This is a genomic window from Acetanaerobacterium elongatum (genome assembly GCF_900103835.1).
Taxonomy (GTDB): Bacteria; Bacillota; Clostridia; order Oscillospirales; family Ruminococcaceae; genus Acetanaerobacterium; species Acetanaerobacterium elongatum.
This window is the reverse complement of record NZ_FNID01000014.1, coordinates 1-16,419: the sequence shown is the minus strand read 5'-3', so window position 1 is coordinate 16,419 and position 16,419 is coordinate 1. Positions and strand designations below refer to the sequence as shown.

Here is a 16,419-nt window from a genome sequence, read left to right as displayed (position 1 = left end):
AAACTATACCGCCTGCCTTCATCAACAATGCCGGCAGGCGTTTTTTTTGGTGGCAGGGAATGGCTTACGATAATTATTTCATCAGGCTTGATTAACCCGACTCTCAATTAAATGCAGGTTGTTCAAAATGCGGGTGTCGTCGGGAGCAAGGCGAGCAGCTTCTCTAGCATATTCAAGTGCCTTGCTGTACATGCCAAGATAGTAGCACGCAAGTGACGCAAGGTCGTAGGGGGTTTGATCCCACGCATAGCCCATGGTTACATAGCTTAGGGATTTCTGCTTAATCTGCAGCGCCTGATCTGTCATGCAAAATACCATCGGCCAATCGGCCTGCTCGTAAGCGGCTCGGGCAAGCTCCACATATGGTTCGCGCATATGAGGTGCCTCAGCGATAGCCCTAAAGTACCAGCGTACGGCCTCCTTATATTGTTTCAGGCCGCAGCAGCTTTTTGCCACCCAGCGCATGGCTGCGCTGCGCTCCTCCTTCCAGGTGGCGGTTTTCAGCTTCAGATATTGGGTTAAGGTGTTGATGCACTCCTGCCAGCGCTCATGGTACATATATTCGCGCCCAAGGTAATAGGCCATGCGGTCATTTTCCGGGTCTTCTTGTACGGCAAGCTCCAACAGCGGCAGGTACGATCCGCGCGATTTTGAAGGGTCTGGATAGTGGTTGAGCACCATACCCTCGATAAAAACTACCTGCGGTACTCCGCTGCCGATATAGCTGATGCACTCGTGAACAGGGCATACCCATTTGTAATCCTTGCGGCTGTGCACCTTAAAATAGGTAAACTGGATATCCGGTGTTCCGTCGGGCTTCAAGCTCCAGTTATACAGATATTTGCCGTTGGTGGCGGTATCCGTCCACGCCTGCTCAAGATGCTGCCGCCAGCCTGTATTTAGTACCTCATCAAGGTCGGTGCAAACACAGATATCCGCATCCTCCGGCACATGGCTGAGTGAAGCATTGCGGGCTGCGTCAAACCGCCAAGGCTTAATCTCGTCCTCAAATACCAAGGCGCCCCGCGCGCGAAGCTTTTCGACCGTATCGTCGGTAGAACCGGTATCGGTCACGATTATCATGTCGGCCTCGTTCATCGAGTCCATCCAGCGGTCGACAAACTGCGCCTCATTTTTGCAGATGGCATATACGCAAACCTTATAACGATTCTCCATGCTGTGGCTTCCCTTCATTCTGTTTTAACTCAATCAACTCTAAATTCTTTTTTAATCGTTCGTCATATGGGCTATATTTGCATGCGATTTTTGCATAGTGGGCGGCTTTATCGTACAGCCCAAGCCAGAAGCAGGCAATCGAACCGAAATCGTAAGGTTGGTAGCTCCAGCACAACTCTTCTGTTAGATAACTGCCGCTTTTTTGTGTAATCGAAAGCGCGCTTTCCGTCATCAAAAACACCAGCGGCCAATCCCGCATCCGGTAGCCAAGACGTGCGGTATCAATATAGGGTTCTCTAACAGCGGGGCACTCGGCAATCGCCCGGAACAACCAGTTTTTTGCCTCTTGCAGGTCGCCCTTGCCTTCATAGCTTCTTGCAAGAAAGCGCATGGAGGCGCTGCGTTCCTCGTTCCACAACGCGGTGGGCAGATCAAGGTGCCGTTTTAAGGCTTCGATTGCCTTATCGTATTCCCGATTGTAAACATACTCGCGCCCAAGCCAGAAGGCGGTGCGGTCATCCTGCGGGTTTTCGGCGGCCGAGAGCTCAAGCAGAGGAAGATACTGCCCGCGGGATTTGGCGTAGTCGGGGTAGTGGTTGAGCACCATATTCACCCTTACGACATTATCCGGGTCGGTACCGCTGTATTCCAGCACCTCATGCACCGGGTGCACCCATCGAAAGCCGTGCCTGCGGTGGATTTTTTCCATGTCAAACTGCTTATTCGGTGTGCCGTCAAGATGAAAGCTGTAGGTGAACAGGTAGCGGGCACGCGTGTGCTCGGGCTTCCAAGCGTCTTCCAGCTTTTGCCGCCACCCCTTTTCAAAAACCTCATCCAAGTCGTTGGAAACACAGATATCCATATCGTCTGGGATGTGATCCATGGCAAGATTACGCGCCGTATCAAACCGCCACGGGCTGATTTTTTCCTCATAAACCACCGCGCCTCTAGCCCGCAGCTTTTCCACGGTACCGTCAGTAGAGCCGGTATCGGTAACGACTACCAAATCGGCCTCGCTGACCGCGTCCATCCAGCGGTCTACAAACTTCTCCTCGTTTTTACAGATGGCATATACACAGATTTTATAGCTGCTCAATTTTTCACCCGCTTATCAGAATAGTCCCTAATAAGCATTTTATGTTGCGGGTCAGGTACTTGATACCAGACTACTAAAACAAAGGGGAGAGCGTTTTATGGCTCTCCCCCAATAAAGGTTAGATAACAATTGCATTAATACTTCTATTCGTGATTATAATCGAGCTTACATTATTGGCAACAGAAACGTAGGTTTGCAGGTTGTATGAGAAGGTTGAGCTTGAAGGCGCAGAATCTACAAATGTCCCGCTTAAGGTGTATCTTTGGTCTCCCATTCCTGATTCAGTCAATGCGTTGGTATTCGACCAAAGCAGCTGGGTATCGCGATACAGTCTAACCTGTATCGAAGTGGAATTGGCATAATCTAAATAGTTAATCGTATAGTCCAAGGAATAATCCAGCTTTATCTTCTGTTGGTTGTTTGCTGAAACATTTATCCTGATTGCCTCCACCTCTGTGGTTAGTGGCGGGAATGCATTATTTGTGCTGGTAGTATAGCCGTAGTATAGTGCAGCAGAAGCGGGCCCGGTCGGCCCAGTCGGCCCGGTCGGCCCGGTTGATCCGCGAAGGGATACCGAGATGGGGGTGACCATATAGGTGTATCTGGCAGTGCCGTTATGCGTAAAGGTAATAGTCCTGGCGCTGTCGGTTGCATAAGCATAGAACTTGAAAACAAGTCTGTCGGTGGCGTTAATGATTCTGTTGGGCTGTACACTCTGCAGCGAATAAGCATTTACTGGATAAGAAGTGGTTAATGACGGTGACTGTAATCTGAATAGCTCGGTTTCAGCGCCGGCCTGGGTTCTGGTGAATACCCTGCATACAAGATAGGAACTGTTACCGCCGCTGGTTTTTGCCCAAACATTTAGATTCCACACCCCGGCGGGAATAGCGGCTATTCCCGGGTCTCCGGACGCCGATATATAGGATTCGATGAGAACTTCGGTACCATTAGAAGTAGCGGAATCTTCTTGTTCTGTGATAGAAGTGTTCGGATCACGCAGCAGATTGTAGTAACCTGAAATGCCCGATGCCGAATCGTCAAGATAATAGAGCACACCAGCAATATTGCCGCTTGCTCCGGTTGGCCCTATCGGCCCAGTCGGCCCTGTGGGTCCGGTATCGCCGGTTCCCGCCGGTCCGGTCGGCCCCGTAGGTCCGGTCGGTCCCATAGGCCCAGTCGGCCCGGTTGGGCCTGTTGGTCCGGGCAGGCCGGCGGCGATGGGTGTAACCAGGTTGGTAAACCGCTGAGTGCCGTTATATGCCAGGTAAACCGTATCGGAGCCGCTTTCCGTTAATGCAGAGAATTGCACAAACAACCGGTCGGTTTTCTGAATAGTAAAGCTGGGTTCATCCAAATTCAACGTGTATGGGCTTACGGGGAAGGTTTGGGATAATACAGGTGTTGTGAAGGTCAGCAGTGGGAAAATGGAAGCGGCTCTTTCGTAGTAAACGGTACAGGTAATCACAGAGCTTAATCCGGCGGCTGATCTTGCCCAAAGGTTTAGCTGCCATCTGCCGGATGGAATGATTGAGATATCCGGGTCGCCAGCTATCGTGATAAAGTTGCCCAGAACAGTGGAGGGCTCCTCCGGCGTGTTGTTAACGCTTACGATAACCTCCGGTTGATTTAAATCAGGGTCTCGCAGCAGCGTCTTGACATCCTCCATATAGCCCGAATCGGTATTATCAAGGTAGTATGCGGCGCCTACCACAGCTCCGCTTGCCCCCACGGAACCGGTTGGCCCGGTTGGCCCGGTTGGCCCGGTAGGGCCGATAGGCCCGGTTGGGCCAATGTCGCCGGTAGGCCCGATTGCACCAGTAGGCCCTCCAGGCCCGGTTGGGCCGGTATCCCCGGTTGGGCCAGTGTCACCAACTCCCGGCCCGGTGGGTCCCATAGGCCCTGTTGGGCCAGTATCACCGGTGGGTCCTTGAAGTCCTTGATTACCCTGAGCGCCGGTGGGTCCGGTTGGCCCCTGTAATCCTTGATCACCCTGAGCGCCGGTAGGCCCGGTGGGCCCCTGTAATCCCTGATTGCCCTGAGCGCCCGTTGGCCCGGTGGGCCCCTGTAATCCCTGATTGCCCTGAGCGCCGGTAGGCCCGGTGGGCCCCTGTAATCCTTGATCACCCTGAGCGCCCGTTGGTCCGGTTGGTCCCTGTAATCCCTGATTACCCTGAGCGCCTGTTGGCCCGGTTGGCCCCTGAAGCCCTTGATTGCCCTGAGGCCCCGTTGGCCCGGTGGGGCCCATCGGTCCGGTATCACCGGTTCCCGGCCCGGTTGGGCCCATTGGCCCCGTAGGCCCAGTCGGGCCCTGAACACCCTGTATGCCCTGAGCTCCCGTAGGCCCGGTATCACCCACAGGCCCTACAGGTCCAAGAGGCCCCTGTGCACCCTGTGAGCCTTGCCGGCCCTGTGGCCCGGTAGGGCCGGTTGCGCCTGCGGTACCATTTGGCCCCATCGGTCCGGTAGGACCGGTATCACCTATTCCGGCAGGGCCGGTAGGGCCGGTCGGCCCGGTATCCCCGGTGCCGGGACCGGTGGGACCCATAGGCCCGGTAGGCCCGGTTGGTCCGGTATCGCCGTTTCCGGGCCCGGTTGGTCCCTGAGGCCCGGTTGGTCCTGTATCACCATTACCCTGCAGGCCCTGCGGGCCGGTAGGCCCCGTCGGCCCGATAATGCCCTCGTCATCCTCAACAATCATAATGGTGGCCTGAACCGGAACCTGGCTGGAATAAGTCACATTCACAGTAGTAGCGTTAATCAGTGACAACGTTACGGGATCGCCCGTTACATTGATGATGCCAAGACCTACGACTTCATCTGTTTTATTGGGAGAGTTCCCTTTGATACGATCTCCCAGAGAGGAAGAGAGCGCGAAGACGGCAGATGCTCCCCCTGGGGTAGATTGTATTGCAACCCACCAGTTGACAATATAACGACCAGGGTCATTCAGCGAGATGACACCTGTATTCAGATTGTATCCGATATTTCCGGCGGTATAAACGGGCGTGTTGAACACGACGTTTCCACCCGCAGCAACGGAACCGGTCATGGTGCGTTCCAGCTGCAATGCGTTGTTGCTCATTTTTATCCTCCTAAAAATCTCTTATCTTTTATGCTCAACAAATTTCAATTAATAACTTTTACTTTTAATCACCAATACGGCTAGAGGATGTTTGTAACACAAGCTGCGATTTGGCATTCATCAGATGCTTACATCTATAATCGTAATGTTTGCCTGAACCGGTATATCGGCAAGGAAGATGGTATACCCGCTGCTGTTTGCCAGACGCAGGGTTGCAGAGCCTGAAACGGTAACCAGCGCGCTGCCGGAAACCTGCCCGAGTATTACCGGCGTGGAGGCCGCGATGCTAATGCTTACAGCACCTGTTTCAATTAACGTAAAGGTCGCCGATGGGCCTAAATCGGAGCCGTCGATGGCTACCTGCCAGTTCACAAGAAAGTTGCCGGTTCTTGGTATGGTGAAAACGCCGGTAGCATTGTTGTAGGTGATGGTGAGATCCTGACCGTTTACCATGGTATCGAACAAAACATTGCTGCCGGTGGCAACCCCCTCAGCCTGACGGGTCTGGGCCTGATACTCCACGCCGCGAATCATGGTGGTTGCGCCTTGTGGCCCGGTAGGCCCTGTGGGCCCTGTGGGCCCGAGCGGCCCCGTCGGCCCAGTAGGCCCAAGCGGCCCCGTCGGCCCGGTGTCTCCGGTGCCCGGCCCAGTAGGTCCAAGAGGCCCGGTAGGCCCTGTTATACCCTGTTCGCCTTGAGGCCCGGTAGGCCCGGTAGGCCCGAAGGGCCCTGTGGGTCCTGTTTCACCCAGCAAGCCTTGTGGCCCGGTAGGCCCTGTGGGACCGAGTGACCCCGTCGGTCCAGTAGGCCCAAGAGGCCCTGTTGGCCCCGTTGGTCCCGCTGGGCCGGTATCGCCAGTACCCGGCCCGGTTGGTCCAATCGGCCCGGTAGGCCCGGTTGGGCCGTTAATGCCCGGTGTACCCTGCGGTCCAGTAGGCCCGGTAGGCCCCGTGGAACCTGGTGTGCCCGGAGTACCACCTGGTCCCACAGGCCCGGTTGGTCCGGTCGCCCCTGCAGCCCCGGGAGTACCGCTCGGCCCGGTGGGGCCTGTTGGACCGGTTAAAAAGCAGCAGAACGGGCTTTTGGTACATACAAAGCGTACCGGGCAGAGTAAGCATCTATTACCGCCGCAATCGGCAAAGTCGTCTGACGGCGGTGCGGTGGGCAGCGCTGCAGGCGGGGGTTCAGCCGGTAAAACCGGCAGATTCTCACCTGAAGAATCGTGTTGATCAGAAACGGAATCGTAACGTAAAAGTATTTCTTGAATTGCTTCGGCGGCTGTGGCAGCAGTGTCCTTAACCACATCCTGCAGATTATCTGCAACAGCAGGGGTAATCGTGTTAACTGTAAGCGCTGTTACTTCATTTGCTGCTTGGGCAGCGATGACGGCAGCAGCTTCAGCTGCATTTTGCAGATTATTAGCTGCTACGGGGATAGTTGTGTTACTCCGGGGTTTTGCCCCCTGTTTGGTGGCGGCAGAGTTCATAACGGCTGGTGCCCGCTGCCGGGCGTTAGCCACCCGCATACCGCCTGAATATGGAAATCTTCTCATACCCCATATCTCCTTTATATAAACTTGACCAAAATATTGTCTATACCATTGTATGAGGATGTAAAGGTAAGGGTTAAAATTGATAGAAAATCGGGGAAAACACGCAGACAATTTACAATAGGGCCCCAATACATTATAATGTCATCAATGACATGGAAGGGGATTGACAGGTGTTTCAGGTTACAACAGATTGGAATCCTATGCAGACCCGGCTTAAAGAGATTATCCTGAAGCCTGAGTATATTGAAGAAACCGTTGCGCTGCTGCACAAGATGCACAGCCTAGTACACGCCGCAGCGGTTTACGGAGGGGGGCAGACCACGTATCTGGATGAGGTAGTAAGCGGCCTTACTGAGCCGGCCTTCCGCACCATGCCTACTAAGAAGGATGTTACCGTTGCGTGGGATATATGGCACATTACCCGGATTGAAGACCTGACCGCCAATATCCTGATTGCCGACGGGGAACAGGTGCTGAATGATGCATGGCTGAAGCGGCTCGGCGTCGCGGTAAAGGATACCGGAAATGCGATGACCGATGAGGAGATTATCGCCTTTAGCAATGCAGTTAATAAAGACGCGCTGCTGGAATATCGCGTTGCCGTAGGGAGAAGAACGCGCGAAATTCTTAGCTTTCTTACGTTAAGCAGCCTGAAGAGAAAGATGCGCAAGGACCAGCTTGACCGCATACTCAATGAGGGCGGCGTAACAGAACACCCGCAATCAAATTGGCTGCTGGATTTCTGGGGAAAGAAGACGGTTGCGGGGCTGTGTCAAATGCCTATAACCCGTCACCAGATTGTACATCTGAATGACTGTGTGAAGCTTAAGGTAAAATGCAGTAAAATTAAATAATAATTTCTGCACACAAATTTGGTAAAGAGTATTGACTATATCGTAAAAATACGATATAATGAGGGCATCAGTTACAGGAGAGGGGGAGAAGGCTTGGATACTGCGGCAATCTGTGCGGCTTTGGGGAACAAAACGCGCTACCAGCTTGTTAAGGCTTTGAAAGAAAAGGCAATCGGCACCTGCTGTGACCGAATAGAGTTCTTTGAAAGCGGCGTAAGCGTGGGGGATGTAGTAAAATACACCGGCCTTGCACAATCAACCGTTTCGCAGCATCTGGCGGTTTTGGAAAGCGCGGGGCTTATCCGTAAGGAAAAGCGGGAGCTGTGGAGCTGTTACTTTTTAAACGAGGATGTTCTTTCCGCCTTTTTAAAGGAGATGAAGGACGATCTGCTTACCGAAAAGTAATTATTTTTGATGTAGTATATCGTAATATTACGATATATGCGAGCTGCTTTATCATTTATGAGAGATATTAGTACCATCGTATATCGTCAATAGACGATACACGATATAAAGGAGGAAATTGTTTTGGAGGCTATTCTGATTGCTGTTAAGGATTTTTTGGTGAACACGGTGCTGGCTGTTGTTCAATCCTTCAGCCACAACTGGTTGCCGCTGCTGTTGGCGGTAATGATGGCGGTGGCGTTGAAAACCTATGTGAACTCCGATAAACTCAAGCAGATTTTGCTCAAGAGAACCAAGGTTTCGATTGTGGGCAGTGTACTGCTAGGTGCCTTTACACCATTTTGTGCCTGCGGAACCACAGCAGTTATCCTTGGCATGCTAACCACCACGCTGCCGTGGGGACCTATTATGGCCTTTTTAACCTCATCGCCGCTCATGAGCCCGGATGGCTTTATCATGATCTGGGGTGTAATCGGGCCGCAGTTTGCCATAGCATTAACCGTTGCATCAATTGTCATCGGGTTGGCATCCGGCTTCTTAACACATCTGATCGAGAGAAAAACCCATTATCTCGATAACCAAACGCGATATCAGGATAACTCGGCTGCTTCCGGCTGCTCTTCCTGCACCCCGGCACCCGCTGCAAGCTGTTCCTTTTGTGCTCCCACCCCTTCAGTAAGCTGCGCCTGCACATCACAGCCCGCGCTTGCTGGGTGTTCATGTGGTTCGGCTGATTCAGCTTGTCAGAGTGGAGAGCCCTCTTACAGTGCAACGCTCAGCAAAATTGATGCCATCTTTGTAGATGATGAAAGAAAATCATTGTGCTGCAGAATAAAAGAGTGCTGCAGCAGGAACTGGCGAATCATCAAGGAAAAGCTGAAGCTGCGAGAATTGGGAAAAACCTTTGTAAGCCTTGGCTTGCGGCAGATACTGCTGAACTTTGCCATCTTTGTAGCAATCGGCTATGCAATCAACTACTTTATTCCGTCCTCAATTGTTTCGGTGCTGCTGGGGAAGGGCAGTCTTGCAGCAATTCCGCTTGCTGCCGTGGTTGGTCTGCCACTGTATGTAACAACCGAATCGGGTATTCCCATTATCACCTCGCTGCTGCAAAGCGGCGCGAGTGAAGGGGCGATGCTGGCCTTTATCATCACCGGCTCTGCTACCAGTGCATGGGTAATCGCAGGCATCAGCACCTTTATGAAAAAGCGTGCTGTCGGGCTGTATCTGGCCTTTGTGGTGCTCGGCGGCATCCTAAGCGGGTACCTTTACGAGCTCGCGGCGTTATTCATCTAAACCGATAGACTAAAAAGCACCCGGGAGCCTCTGAACTCCCGGGTGCTTTTGTTCTGGTTTCAACGTATGCCGGACCGTAGAACAAGGTAAAGCAGAATTGCTGCTACAGGCAGCACCAGCATCAGGCAGCCAAAACGTCTGCGCAGTTTTGGCTTTTTCTCGTTACCCATATGGCGGCGGATAGCCGAAGGCCTGTCTTCACCGCCTGTAAACTTACCGCCCTTAAATATACCGTAATTCAATACGGTTCACCTCTTTCAAGAGCAGAAACTACAGGTCGCGGATGGCATTGAGCAGCTTTTTTAGCTCGGCAGCTTCTTCGTTTGAAAGGGTAATACCCTTTGCCATCTTCTCATGGTCGGGGGCCCATTCTCTCAGGTCATATTTCGGCTCACGGTCGTTCCAGCTTACAAGGTTTAGCTCCTTGGTCCAGCCGTTGCGTCCCTCGGCCAGAACACCTAATTCCTTTACAATTTCGTATTTTATATCGGGCATGTAAAACACTTCTTTCTATAATTATGTTATTCTGCAAGCTGTACAGCCAAGCACGGATACTACTTCCGCTTAAACAGGATGCCGAGCGTAAACGGCCCGCAGTGGTTGGAAACGGTACAGCCCGCGTTGGTTTCATAGACCTCATCAAAGTGCGCATACTGTTCCACCGTTCTTTTTACAAGTGCTACGGTTTCGGGCGTGCACTGAGGATGGGTAATAAAAAGGCGGCTGTAATCGATGTCGGTACGATCACAGAGGCGGTCTTTCACATAGGCCTCAAGGCAGGTGTCAAAACGGCCGCGGTATTTTTTGCCTACCGTCATCTTCCCGTTGATGACCTCAATGCAGGGCTTAAGCTGCAGCAGATTTGCACCGAGCTTGGCCACAGTGGAACAGCGCCCGCCCTTATGCAGGTACTCCAGCCTGTCGATGACAAAGCTAGCCTCCACCTTTGGAACAAGAGCCTGAAGCCTGCGAACAATCTCTTCGGGTGCCAGCCCCTCGCGGGCCATCAGCGCCGCGTCGAAAACCACATGCCCGCTACCGGTGGAAAGATTGCGGGAGTCTACCACATAAACATTATCAAAATCCTGCGCGGCAACCGAGGCGTTTTGAAAGCAGGAAGAGAAATCGGCACTGATGCAGATATGTATTACCGCCTCATACTGAGAAGAAAGCCGTTTGAAAACCTGCTGGTACTCATATACGTTTACCGCCGCAGTTTTGCAGGTTTTGTTCTCTTTGTCCACATAGCGGAAGATATCGGAAGGGAAGATGTCTACCCCATCGTGAAAATTCTCGCCGCCCACAACAATTCCAAGCGGTGTGATTGTAATGTCTAAAGCCTTTACAAGCTCGGGTGAGAGATCGCAGGTGCTGTCTGCACTGATTTTAATCATAGGTTGCTTCCTCCAACGTCAGGGTGTCCTTGCGGTTATTATATCATATTTTCTATGGAAAATACTACTGTTCTTTTCATCAGCTTTACGAAAACAAAGCAATTACTTTGAACCTTTCTCCAAAAACAGTTGATGTCGTACCAACCTAGCCCACGGTTAACTCTCTGTAATTCGTATAAAATGTAAGCCTTACCAATATACATTTGTAAAAAGAATTACAATGGGGAGGATATCCTATGAGTTCAGGACATACCCCAGGCTTTACCGTCATGAAGAACCCCGAGATACTGTCGTTTGGCAAGCAGCTGCCCGAAAATGTGAATGTGATATCCCTGCTGGAATCGGGGGAATGGGTGACACAGGTAAGCTTCGGCGGCAGCTACCGGATTAGCGGGTTGGTGGTTCAGGGCATGTATGAAAACGGAACGCTTTCGCTTGGTGTAAACAACCGGCAGATTAATGCGGTTTACCGGTATACCGAGGCGGGGGAGGACACCATCAACCGTTTCAGCGGGGCGCTAACCCAAAACGCAGATATCGGCCTCTATATCTGCCCTCACAGGCCGGGGCGCGTGCTGCTGCACCATAACTATCTGAAGAGAACCCTGCCGGTTACCGGTAATGCCGAAATTGTAAACAACTGCATAGAAATCACCTTTGCGGGTTTTTGTGAGCATACCGAAATCAACTGCACAGATAAAACCATCCTGAATCAAACCGAGCTTAGCGAGCAGTATAAAGCGGTGCTTGACCCGGTAAATGCCCTTTCCACCCTCTTAAAGCTGGAGCGAAAAGGCAGCCGTACCCTTTCGGTAACCGATATCCGCACCGGTATGCCGGTTTATATCCCACGTAAACGCTGATTCTGTAACCTAATTTGCGTCCACCAGTGAAATAATACCGTTAATATGTTATAATATTAGCAATACAACCTGACAATTTAATACGGACAGAGGTTCATTTATGTGGTGGTTATATATACTTATCGCTGTGCTGCTGGCGGCTGCTTTTTCGGCTGCGGCGGCAGTAATCGCATAAACGGTTCTCCGCCCGCAAAAACGGGACTATGATGCGGTTTTGAAAAGCGAGCAAAGCTGCGGCAATATGCTTGAGCCCGACTATTATCACCTTGAAAATGAAGAGCTATACCTGCAAAGTGAGCGCGGCTATCGGCTGTGCGCGCACTATTACCGTGCGAAAAAACCCAAGGGCGTGTATGTTCTTTTCAACCACGGGCATACCTACCCTTATATCAGTGCGATTAAATACCTGCCACTTTTTCTGCCTAGGGGAATTAACGTAATCATTCCTGACCATGTGGGTCATGGCAGAAGTGATGATGGTTTTGTGACCTTTGGCTTCTACGAGCACCGCGATTCCATGGCGTGGATAGGAAAGCTTCAGGAAATTGCAAAGGCTGACGGAGTGGAGCACCCCGTTTTCGGTGTGATGGGGGAGTCGATGGGTGCAGCTATCTCGCTGCTGATGGCGGCTAAGGATAGCCGCCTAAGCTTCTGCATAGCCGATTGTGGCTATACCTCGTGGAATGAGATTATCCGCCACCAGATTATTACCGCTTACCCGCGCTTGCTTGTGTTGGCGCTGCCGCTGGCAAGGGCGTTTATCCGGATAGCCTCCGGCGCACGGGTGAAGGATGTAAACATACTCCAGGCAGCACAGAGCCTTCAAATCCCTGCGCTTATCATCCACGGCGGGGCGGATCAGAAGGTGCCTACCGAGATGGGGCGGCAACTGGCCCAATCAAACAAGCTGTTCCGGTATGAGGAGATACCCGGTGCCACCCATGCCAACTCTATAGCGGTGGATTATCCCCGTTATAAAAAGGTAACCGATGAGTTTCTCACCCAAATGGGTGTATAGACAAGTTTACATAGCTATGAATCATACAGAATGACACCCTAACATATTGTAGAATCTATCAGGCTAAAAGCAGTTCTCAAAGCCTTAAAAATGGTGGTTAACGTTATGAATCTGATTTCAGCATGGATTACGGACTTTAAAAAGCTCTCAATCAAAGCGGAGGGCGCGGATGGTTTTTCTGCCTCTCAGGTGCGCGTTGCCGTTGCAGGCTCGCCCGCAGAGGTGACGGGGGTATCTTTATACACTGACGGAACAGGTTTTGATATAAGCCTTGCCGCGGAGCTGGAGCTGGGCAGCGTTGTAAAGGTAAACATGGGCGGTGCGCAGGAGATGATTGCCCGGGCAGGCTATTCGCTGTTTGACACACCGGAGTTTGATGCCCGTTACTTTTACGGGGGCCCATTAGGCCCCGAGTATACAAAAAAGAGCACAACATTCAGGCTTTGGTCGCCGCTTGCAAGCGAGGTGGAGCTGCAACTCTACGCCCGGGCCGGTTCCCAGCCCTTTAAGCGTGTGCAGCTTTCGCGCGGCGCAAGGGGCGTTTTTCAGGCAACGGTAGAAGGGGACCTGCACGGCATTTGCTATGCTTATGCCGTAACGGTGGCGGAGAAAACCGCCCTGTGTGTAGACCCTTATGCCAAGGCCTCCACCGAAAACGCAAAGCTGGGTGTGGTGCTCAATCTTTCCGAAACCAACCCCAGAGGATGGATAAAGGATAGCCATGTTCTGCCCCACAACCCCACCGATGCTGTGCTTTACGAGGTACATGTGCGCGACTTTACGGTATCTCCCGATTCGGGCGTAGAGCACAAGGGTAAATTCCTTGGCTTTGCCGAGGAGAACACCAAGGGCCCGCTTGGGGTGAAAACCGGAATAGCACACCTCAAGGAACTGGGTATTACCCATGTTCACCTGATGCCGATTATGGATTACGCGACGGTGGATGAGGAGAATCTTGCTGCGGGCGGCTACAATTGGGGGTACGATCCCTTTAGCTATTTTGTGCCCGATGGCTCCTACAGCACCAACCCCGCCGACCCAAGCGCACGCATTTTTGAGCTAAAGACACTTATCCAAGCGCTGCATCGCAACAATATCGGCGTGGTGCTGGATGTGGTGTACAACCATACCTATTTTACCGAAACCTCGCCGCTCAACCTTGTAATGCCCGATTATTACTATCGCAAGACCAGCGGCAGATTTTCCAACGGTTCGGGCTGCGGCAACGAGCTTGCCAGCGAGCGCAGCATGGTACGCAAGCTGATGACCGATTCGCTGCTCTATTGGGTGGAGGAATACGGCATTGATGGCTTCCGGTTTGACCTGATGGGTGTGCACGACATTCAAACCATGAATTATATCCGTCACAAGCTGGATGAGATCGACAGCCGCATACTGGCCTACGGCGAGGGCTGGCAGGGCGGCCCGTCCGCACTGAGAGGAGATCTCGCCGCCACCAAGTATAATGCCGAGAAGCTTAGCGATCGCATAGCGCTGTTTAATGACGATTACCGAGACGCCATCAAGGGAAGCGCCTTCCGCTCGGAGGAGCGCGGTTACCTTGGCGGGTGTCTTGCCGCACATACCTACGGGGGTTTTTCAGAGCTTATTAAGGCAGGGATTGTAGGCGCTACCGCACACCCGCATGTGATGTACCGCCCCGATAAGCCGCCGTTTGCCAAGCGCCCCACCCAAACGGTTACCTATGAATCCTGCCATGACAACTACACGCTGTTTGATAAGCTGATGCTGGCAAACCCCGATTTGAGCGAAAAGGAACTGATAAGCCTTAACAAGCTGGCGGCGGTGCTGGTGCTTACCGCACAGGGTATCCCCTTTCTGCATGCGGGAGAGGAATTTTTAAGGCGCAAGCTGCTGCCGGACGGAACGCCGGAGCATAACAGCTACCGCTCGCCCGACAGTGTAAACGAGATTACATGGAGCAATAAGCAGCGATATCACGAAGTATTTGAGTACTATCAGGGGCTTATCCGCTTTAGGCGTGCCCACAAGGCGCTGCGTATGACCACTGCCGAGGATACCGCAAAATTCTTAAAGTTTATGTATACCGAGCCGGAGAATCGCATCTGTTTTCGGCTTACCGCCGATGCCGCGGGAGATACGGCCCAGCGTATCGTCGTCATCATCAACCCCACAAACGAAGCCTTTATCTGCCGCTTCACCACCGAAACCGACATCCCGGGGGAACAGTACGGCGTATATGCGGATGGCACACATGCCGGAAATACCCCGTTGTATATGATTTCAAACGGCGAGGCTGCTGTGCCGCCGATCAGCGCCATGATTCTGGTAAAAGAACAGTAAGATTAGAATAAAATTTTACCTTTTAACAGTACAACTAATTGAAACAAGAATATATTTATGTTATAATTGTCGAAAAAGGTCGCTGCCGGTCTGCCAAGAGAAGTAATTAGACCGGTATGACTAAATATGATTTTATAAATACAAAAACAGACAGGGACATTGGCCACCTGTTGCAGGCTGCATCGAAGAAAAAACCATCACTATGCTTATATTTATATTTTAACAGGCAAAGCACAACGACATCTCTGATTATTTCACACTTTGCATTCTTCCATGCAAGTTTTCGCAAACAGCGGCATTTTAAAACCTAGGTTTTAAAATGCCGCTGTTTGTTGTTTATTATCCCGTTTTATGTGTTTTTCCCATCAGCTCTGCAGCGCGATGCTTTTAAACTACACCCTAACAGCCTTAAGCAGCAGTTTTGATGCTGCTTTTCGGCCTATGCGCAATGGCTAGTCGGCAACTGCCAGAGCGCTGAGTACTGCATTCTGAACCGAGGCACCGGGAGTAATGTCGATAATGGAGTTGGTAGATAGCTGAACAGAATAGGTGTAGAAGCCGGGTTCCACATCGGCATCCAGGAACTGGAACGAGAAGGCCTCTGCCTCCAGCACATCCACCAGAGTGGAGAAGGTGTAGGTAGAACCTACCCCAACAGTGCCGTTTTCGCTGGAACGGCGAATCTGGAAGTTAAGGGTTACCGAGATACCCAGCGGCAGGTTTACAATACCTGAAAAGTGTAACAGGATGTTGGAAAAGCCGATATTCCGGGTATCAATGGTGGTGGAAACTACGTTTAGGGGCTCGGCAAACAGGGTGGTTATAATAGGCAGGGGGCCTACTGCACCGCTGGCTGCGTTAAGTGCCACCTGACGGCGGGGAAAAGTGTTGTTGCACGGCATAATGTTCACCTTGTTTTCTTAAATTGAAGAACGTCCTTCGCTCTATTCTATTCATAAGTGACTCGAAATGTGTCGGATATATAGATATTCGGTGCTGCAAATTGAAGAGAACCCACTTGGCTTGACAGGACACGATGTGGGCACTTGTAGGTTTGTCAAACATCTTGGACAGTGTTAGGAAAGAGCAAGCTTTTCAAGTGGCGAAAGCCAGCAAAGAGGGTGCATCGGTATGTTATTGGAACGATTTTGATGTGCAGCTAGCTGCACATCAAAATCGGCGAGTGAATAAAAGTGGTGTATGTCATAGAAACGCTTTTGGTCTTCACGGTGGCTACGTTCTACCTTGCCGTTGTGTCGGGGTGTATAAGGACGAATAAGTTTATGTCTGATACCCAGTTTCAGTGCCGTTTGTTCAAACAGGGTAAAACTATCTCGCTTGCTGCTGGAGAAACGA

General features: G+C 51.7%; 15 protein-coding genes. 6 read left to right on the top strand and 9 right to left on the bottom strand.

Translation table 11 applies throughout. The features are described 5' to 3' along the window. Window positions 1-81: 81 nt before the first annotated feature. The 4 genes from BLR50_RS06520 to BLR50_RS14780 form a co-directional block, all read right to left on the bottom strand. Entirely contained in the window at window positions 82-1,176 is a 1,095-nt protein-coding gene (locus BLR50_RS06520) for a tetratricopeptide repeat-containing glycosyltransferase (protein WP_092639775.1), read from the bottom strand. Beyond that, window positions 1,160-2,272 carry a tetratricopeptide repeat-containing glycosyltransferase gene (locus BLR50_RS06515; RefSeq protein ID WP_092639773.1) on the bottom strand — a complete coding sequence of 371 codons (1,113 nt, stop codon included), beginning with the start codon at window positions 2,270-2,272 and terminating at the stop codon, window positions 1,160-1,162. Before BLR50_RS06515 ends, BLR50_RS06520 begins: the two co-directional genes overlap by 17 nt. A gap of 118 nt (window positions 2,273-2,390) precedes the next feature. Beyond that, on the bottom strand, window positions 2,391-5,357 hold the full coding sequence (locus BLR50_RS14705; RefSeq protein WP_278277984.1) for a collagen-like domain-containing protein: 2,967 nt from the start codon (window positions 5,355-5,357) through the stop codon (window positions 2,391-2,393). Window positions 5,358-5,477: 120 nt separating this feature from the next. Then, window positions 5,478-6,908: a collagen-like domain-containing protein gene (locus BLR50_RS14780; RefSeq protein WP_205408675.1), complete on the bottom strand. Its 1,431-nt coding sequence runs from the start codon at window positions 6,906-6,908 to the stop codon at window positions 5,478-5,480. A gap of 170 nt (window positions 6,909-7,078) precedes the next feature. On the opposite strand from BLR50_RS14780, the gene BLR50_RS06495 reads away from it, so the two are divergent. From BLR50_RS06495 to BLR50_RS06485, 3 genes are all read left to right on the top strand, one after another. Then, window positions 7,079-7,762 carry a DinB family protein gene (locus BLR50_RS06495; RefSeq protein WP_092639771.1) on the top strand — a complete coding sequence of 228 codons (684 nt, stop codon included), beginning with the start codon at window positions 7,079-7,081 and terminating at the stop codon, window positions 7,760-7,762. A gap of 93 nt (window positions 7,763-7,855) precedes the next feature. Next, window positions 7,856-8,167, top strand: a complete 312-nt coding sequence (locus tag BLR50_RS06490; RefSeq protein ID WP_162840351.1) for an ArsR/SmtB family transcription factor — start codon at window positions 7,856-7,858, stop codon at window positions 8,165-8,167. Between the two features lie 123 nt (window positions 8,168-8,290). Beyond that, window positions 8,291-9,463 carry a permease gene (locus BLR50_RS06485; protein WP_092639767.1) on the top strand — a complete coding sequence of 391 codons (1,173 nt, stop codon included), beginning with the start codon at window positions 8,291-8,293 and terminating at the stop codon, window positions 9,461-9,463. A gap of 59 nt (window positions 9,464-9,522) precedes the next feature. Here the strand turns inward: BLR50_RS06485 and BLR50_RS06480 are convergent, their stop codons facing one another. From BLR50_RS06480 to BLR50_RS06470, 3 genes are read right to left on the bottom strand one after another with little or no spacing between them, the layout of a single operon-like run. Beyond that, entirely contained in the window at window positions 9,523-9,705 is a 183-nt protein-coding gene (locus BLR50_RS06480) for a hypothetical protein (protein WP_092639765.1), read from the bottom strand. A gap of 28 nt (window positions 9,706-9,733) precedes the next feature. Further along, window positions 9,734-9,958 (bottom strand): YdbC family protein, encoded by a 225-nt coding sequence (locus BLR50_RS06475; protein ID WP_092639763.1) that lies wholly within the window; start codon window positions 9,956-9,958, stop codon window positions 9,734-9,736. Between the two features lie 59 nt (window positions 9,959-10,017). After that, window positions 10,018-10,857: a DegV family protein gene (locus BLR50_RS06470; RefSeq protein WP_092639761.1), complete on the bottom strand. Its 840-nt coding sequence runs from the start codon at window positions 10,855-10,857 to the stop codon at window positions 10,018-10,020. A gap of 236 nt (window positions 10,858-11,093) precedes the next feature. Between BLR50_RS06470 and BLR50_RS06465 the strand changes: the two genes are divergently transcribed. From BLR50_RS06465 to pulA, 3 genes are all read left to right on the top strand, one after another. Beyond that, entirely contained in the window at window positions 11,094-11,720 is a 627-nt protein-coding gene (locus BLR50_RS06465) for a hypothetical protein (protein WP_092639759.1), read from the top strand. Between the two features lie 214 nt (window positions 11,721-11,934). Continuing rightward, entirely contained in the window at window positions 11,935-12,738 is an 804-nt protein-coding gene (locus BLR50_RS06460; RefSeq protein ID WP_092639757.1) for an alpha/beta hydrolase, read from the top strand. A 105-nt stretch (window positions 12,739-12,843) separates the two neighbouring features. Beyond that, complete coding sequence (gene pulA / locus BLR50_RS06455) at window positions 12,844-15,063, top strand: type I pullulanase (protein WP_162840350.1); 2,220 nt, start codon at window positions 12,844-12,846, stop codon at window positions 15,061-15,063. Window positions 15,064-15,515: 452 nt separating this feature from the next. Here the strand turns inward: pulA and BLR50_RS06450 are convergent, their stop codons facing one another. Together BLR50_RS06450 and BLR50_RS06445 are read right to left on the bottom strand one after the other, a co-directional pair. Further along, window positions 15,516-15,965 carry a DUF4489 domain-containing protein gene (locus tag BLR50_RS06450; RefSeq protein WP_092639753.1) on the bottom strand — a complete coding sequence of 150 codons (450 nt, stop codon included), beginning with the start codon at window positions 15,963-15,965 and terminating at the stop codon, window positions 15,516-15,518. 174 nt (window positions 15,966-16,139) lie between these two features. Beyond that, on the bottom strand, window positions 16,140-16,419 hold a 280-nt coding region (locus BLR50_RS06445; protein ID WP_143008057.1), incomplete at its 5' end, for an integrase core domain-containing protein.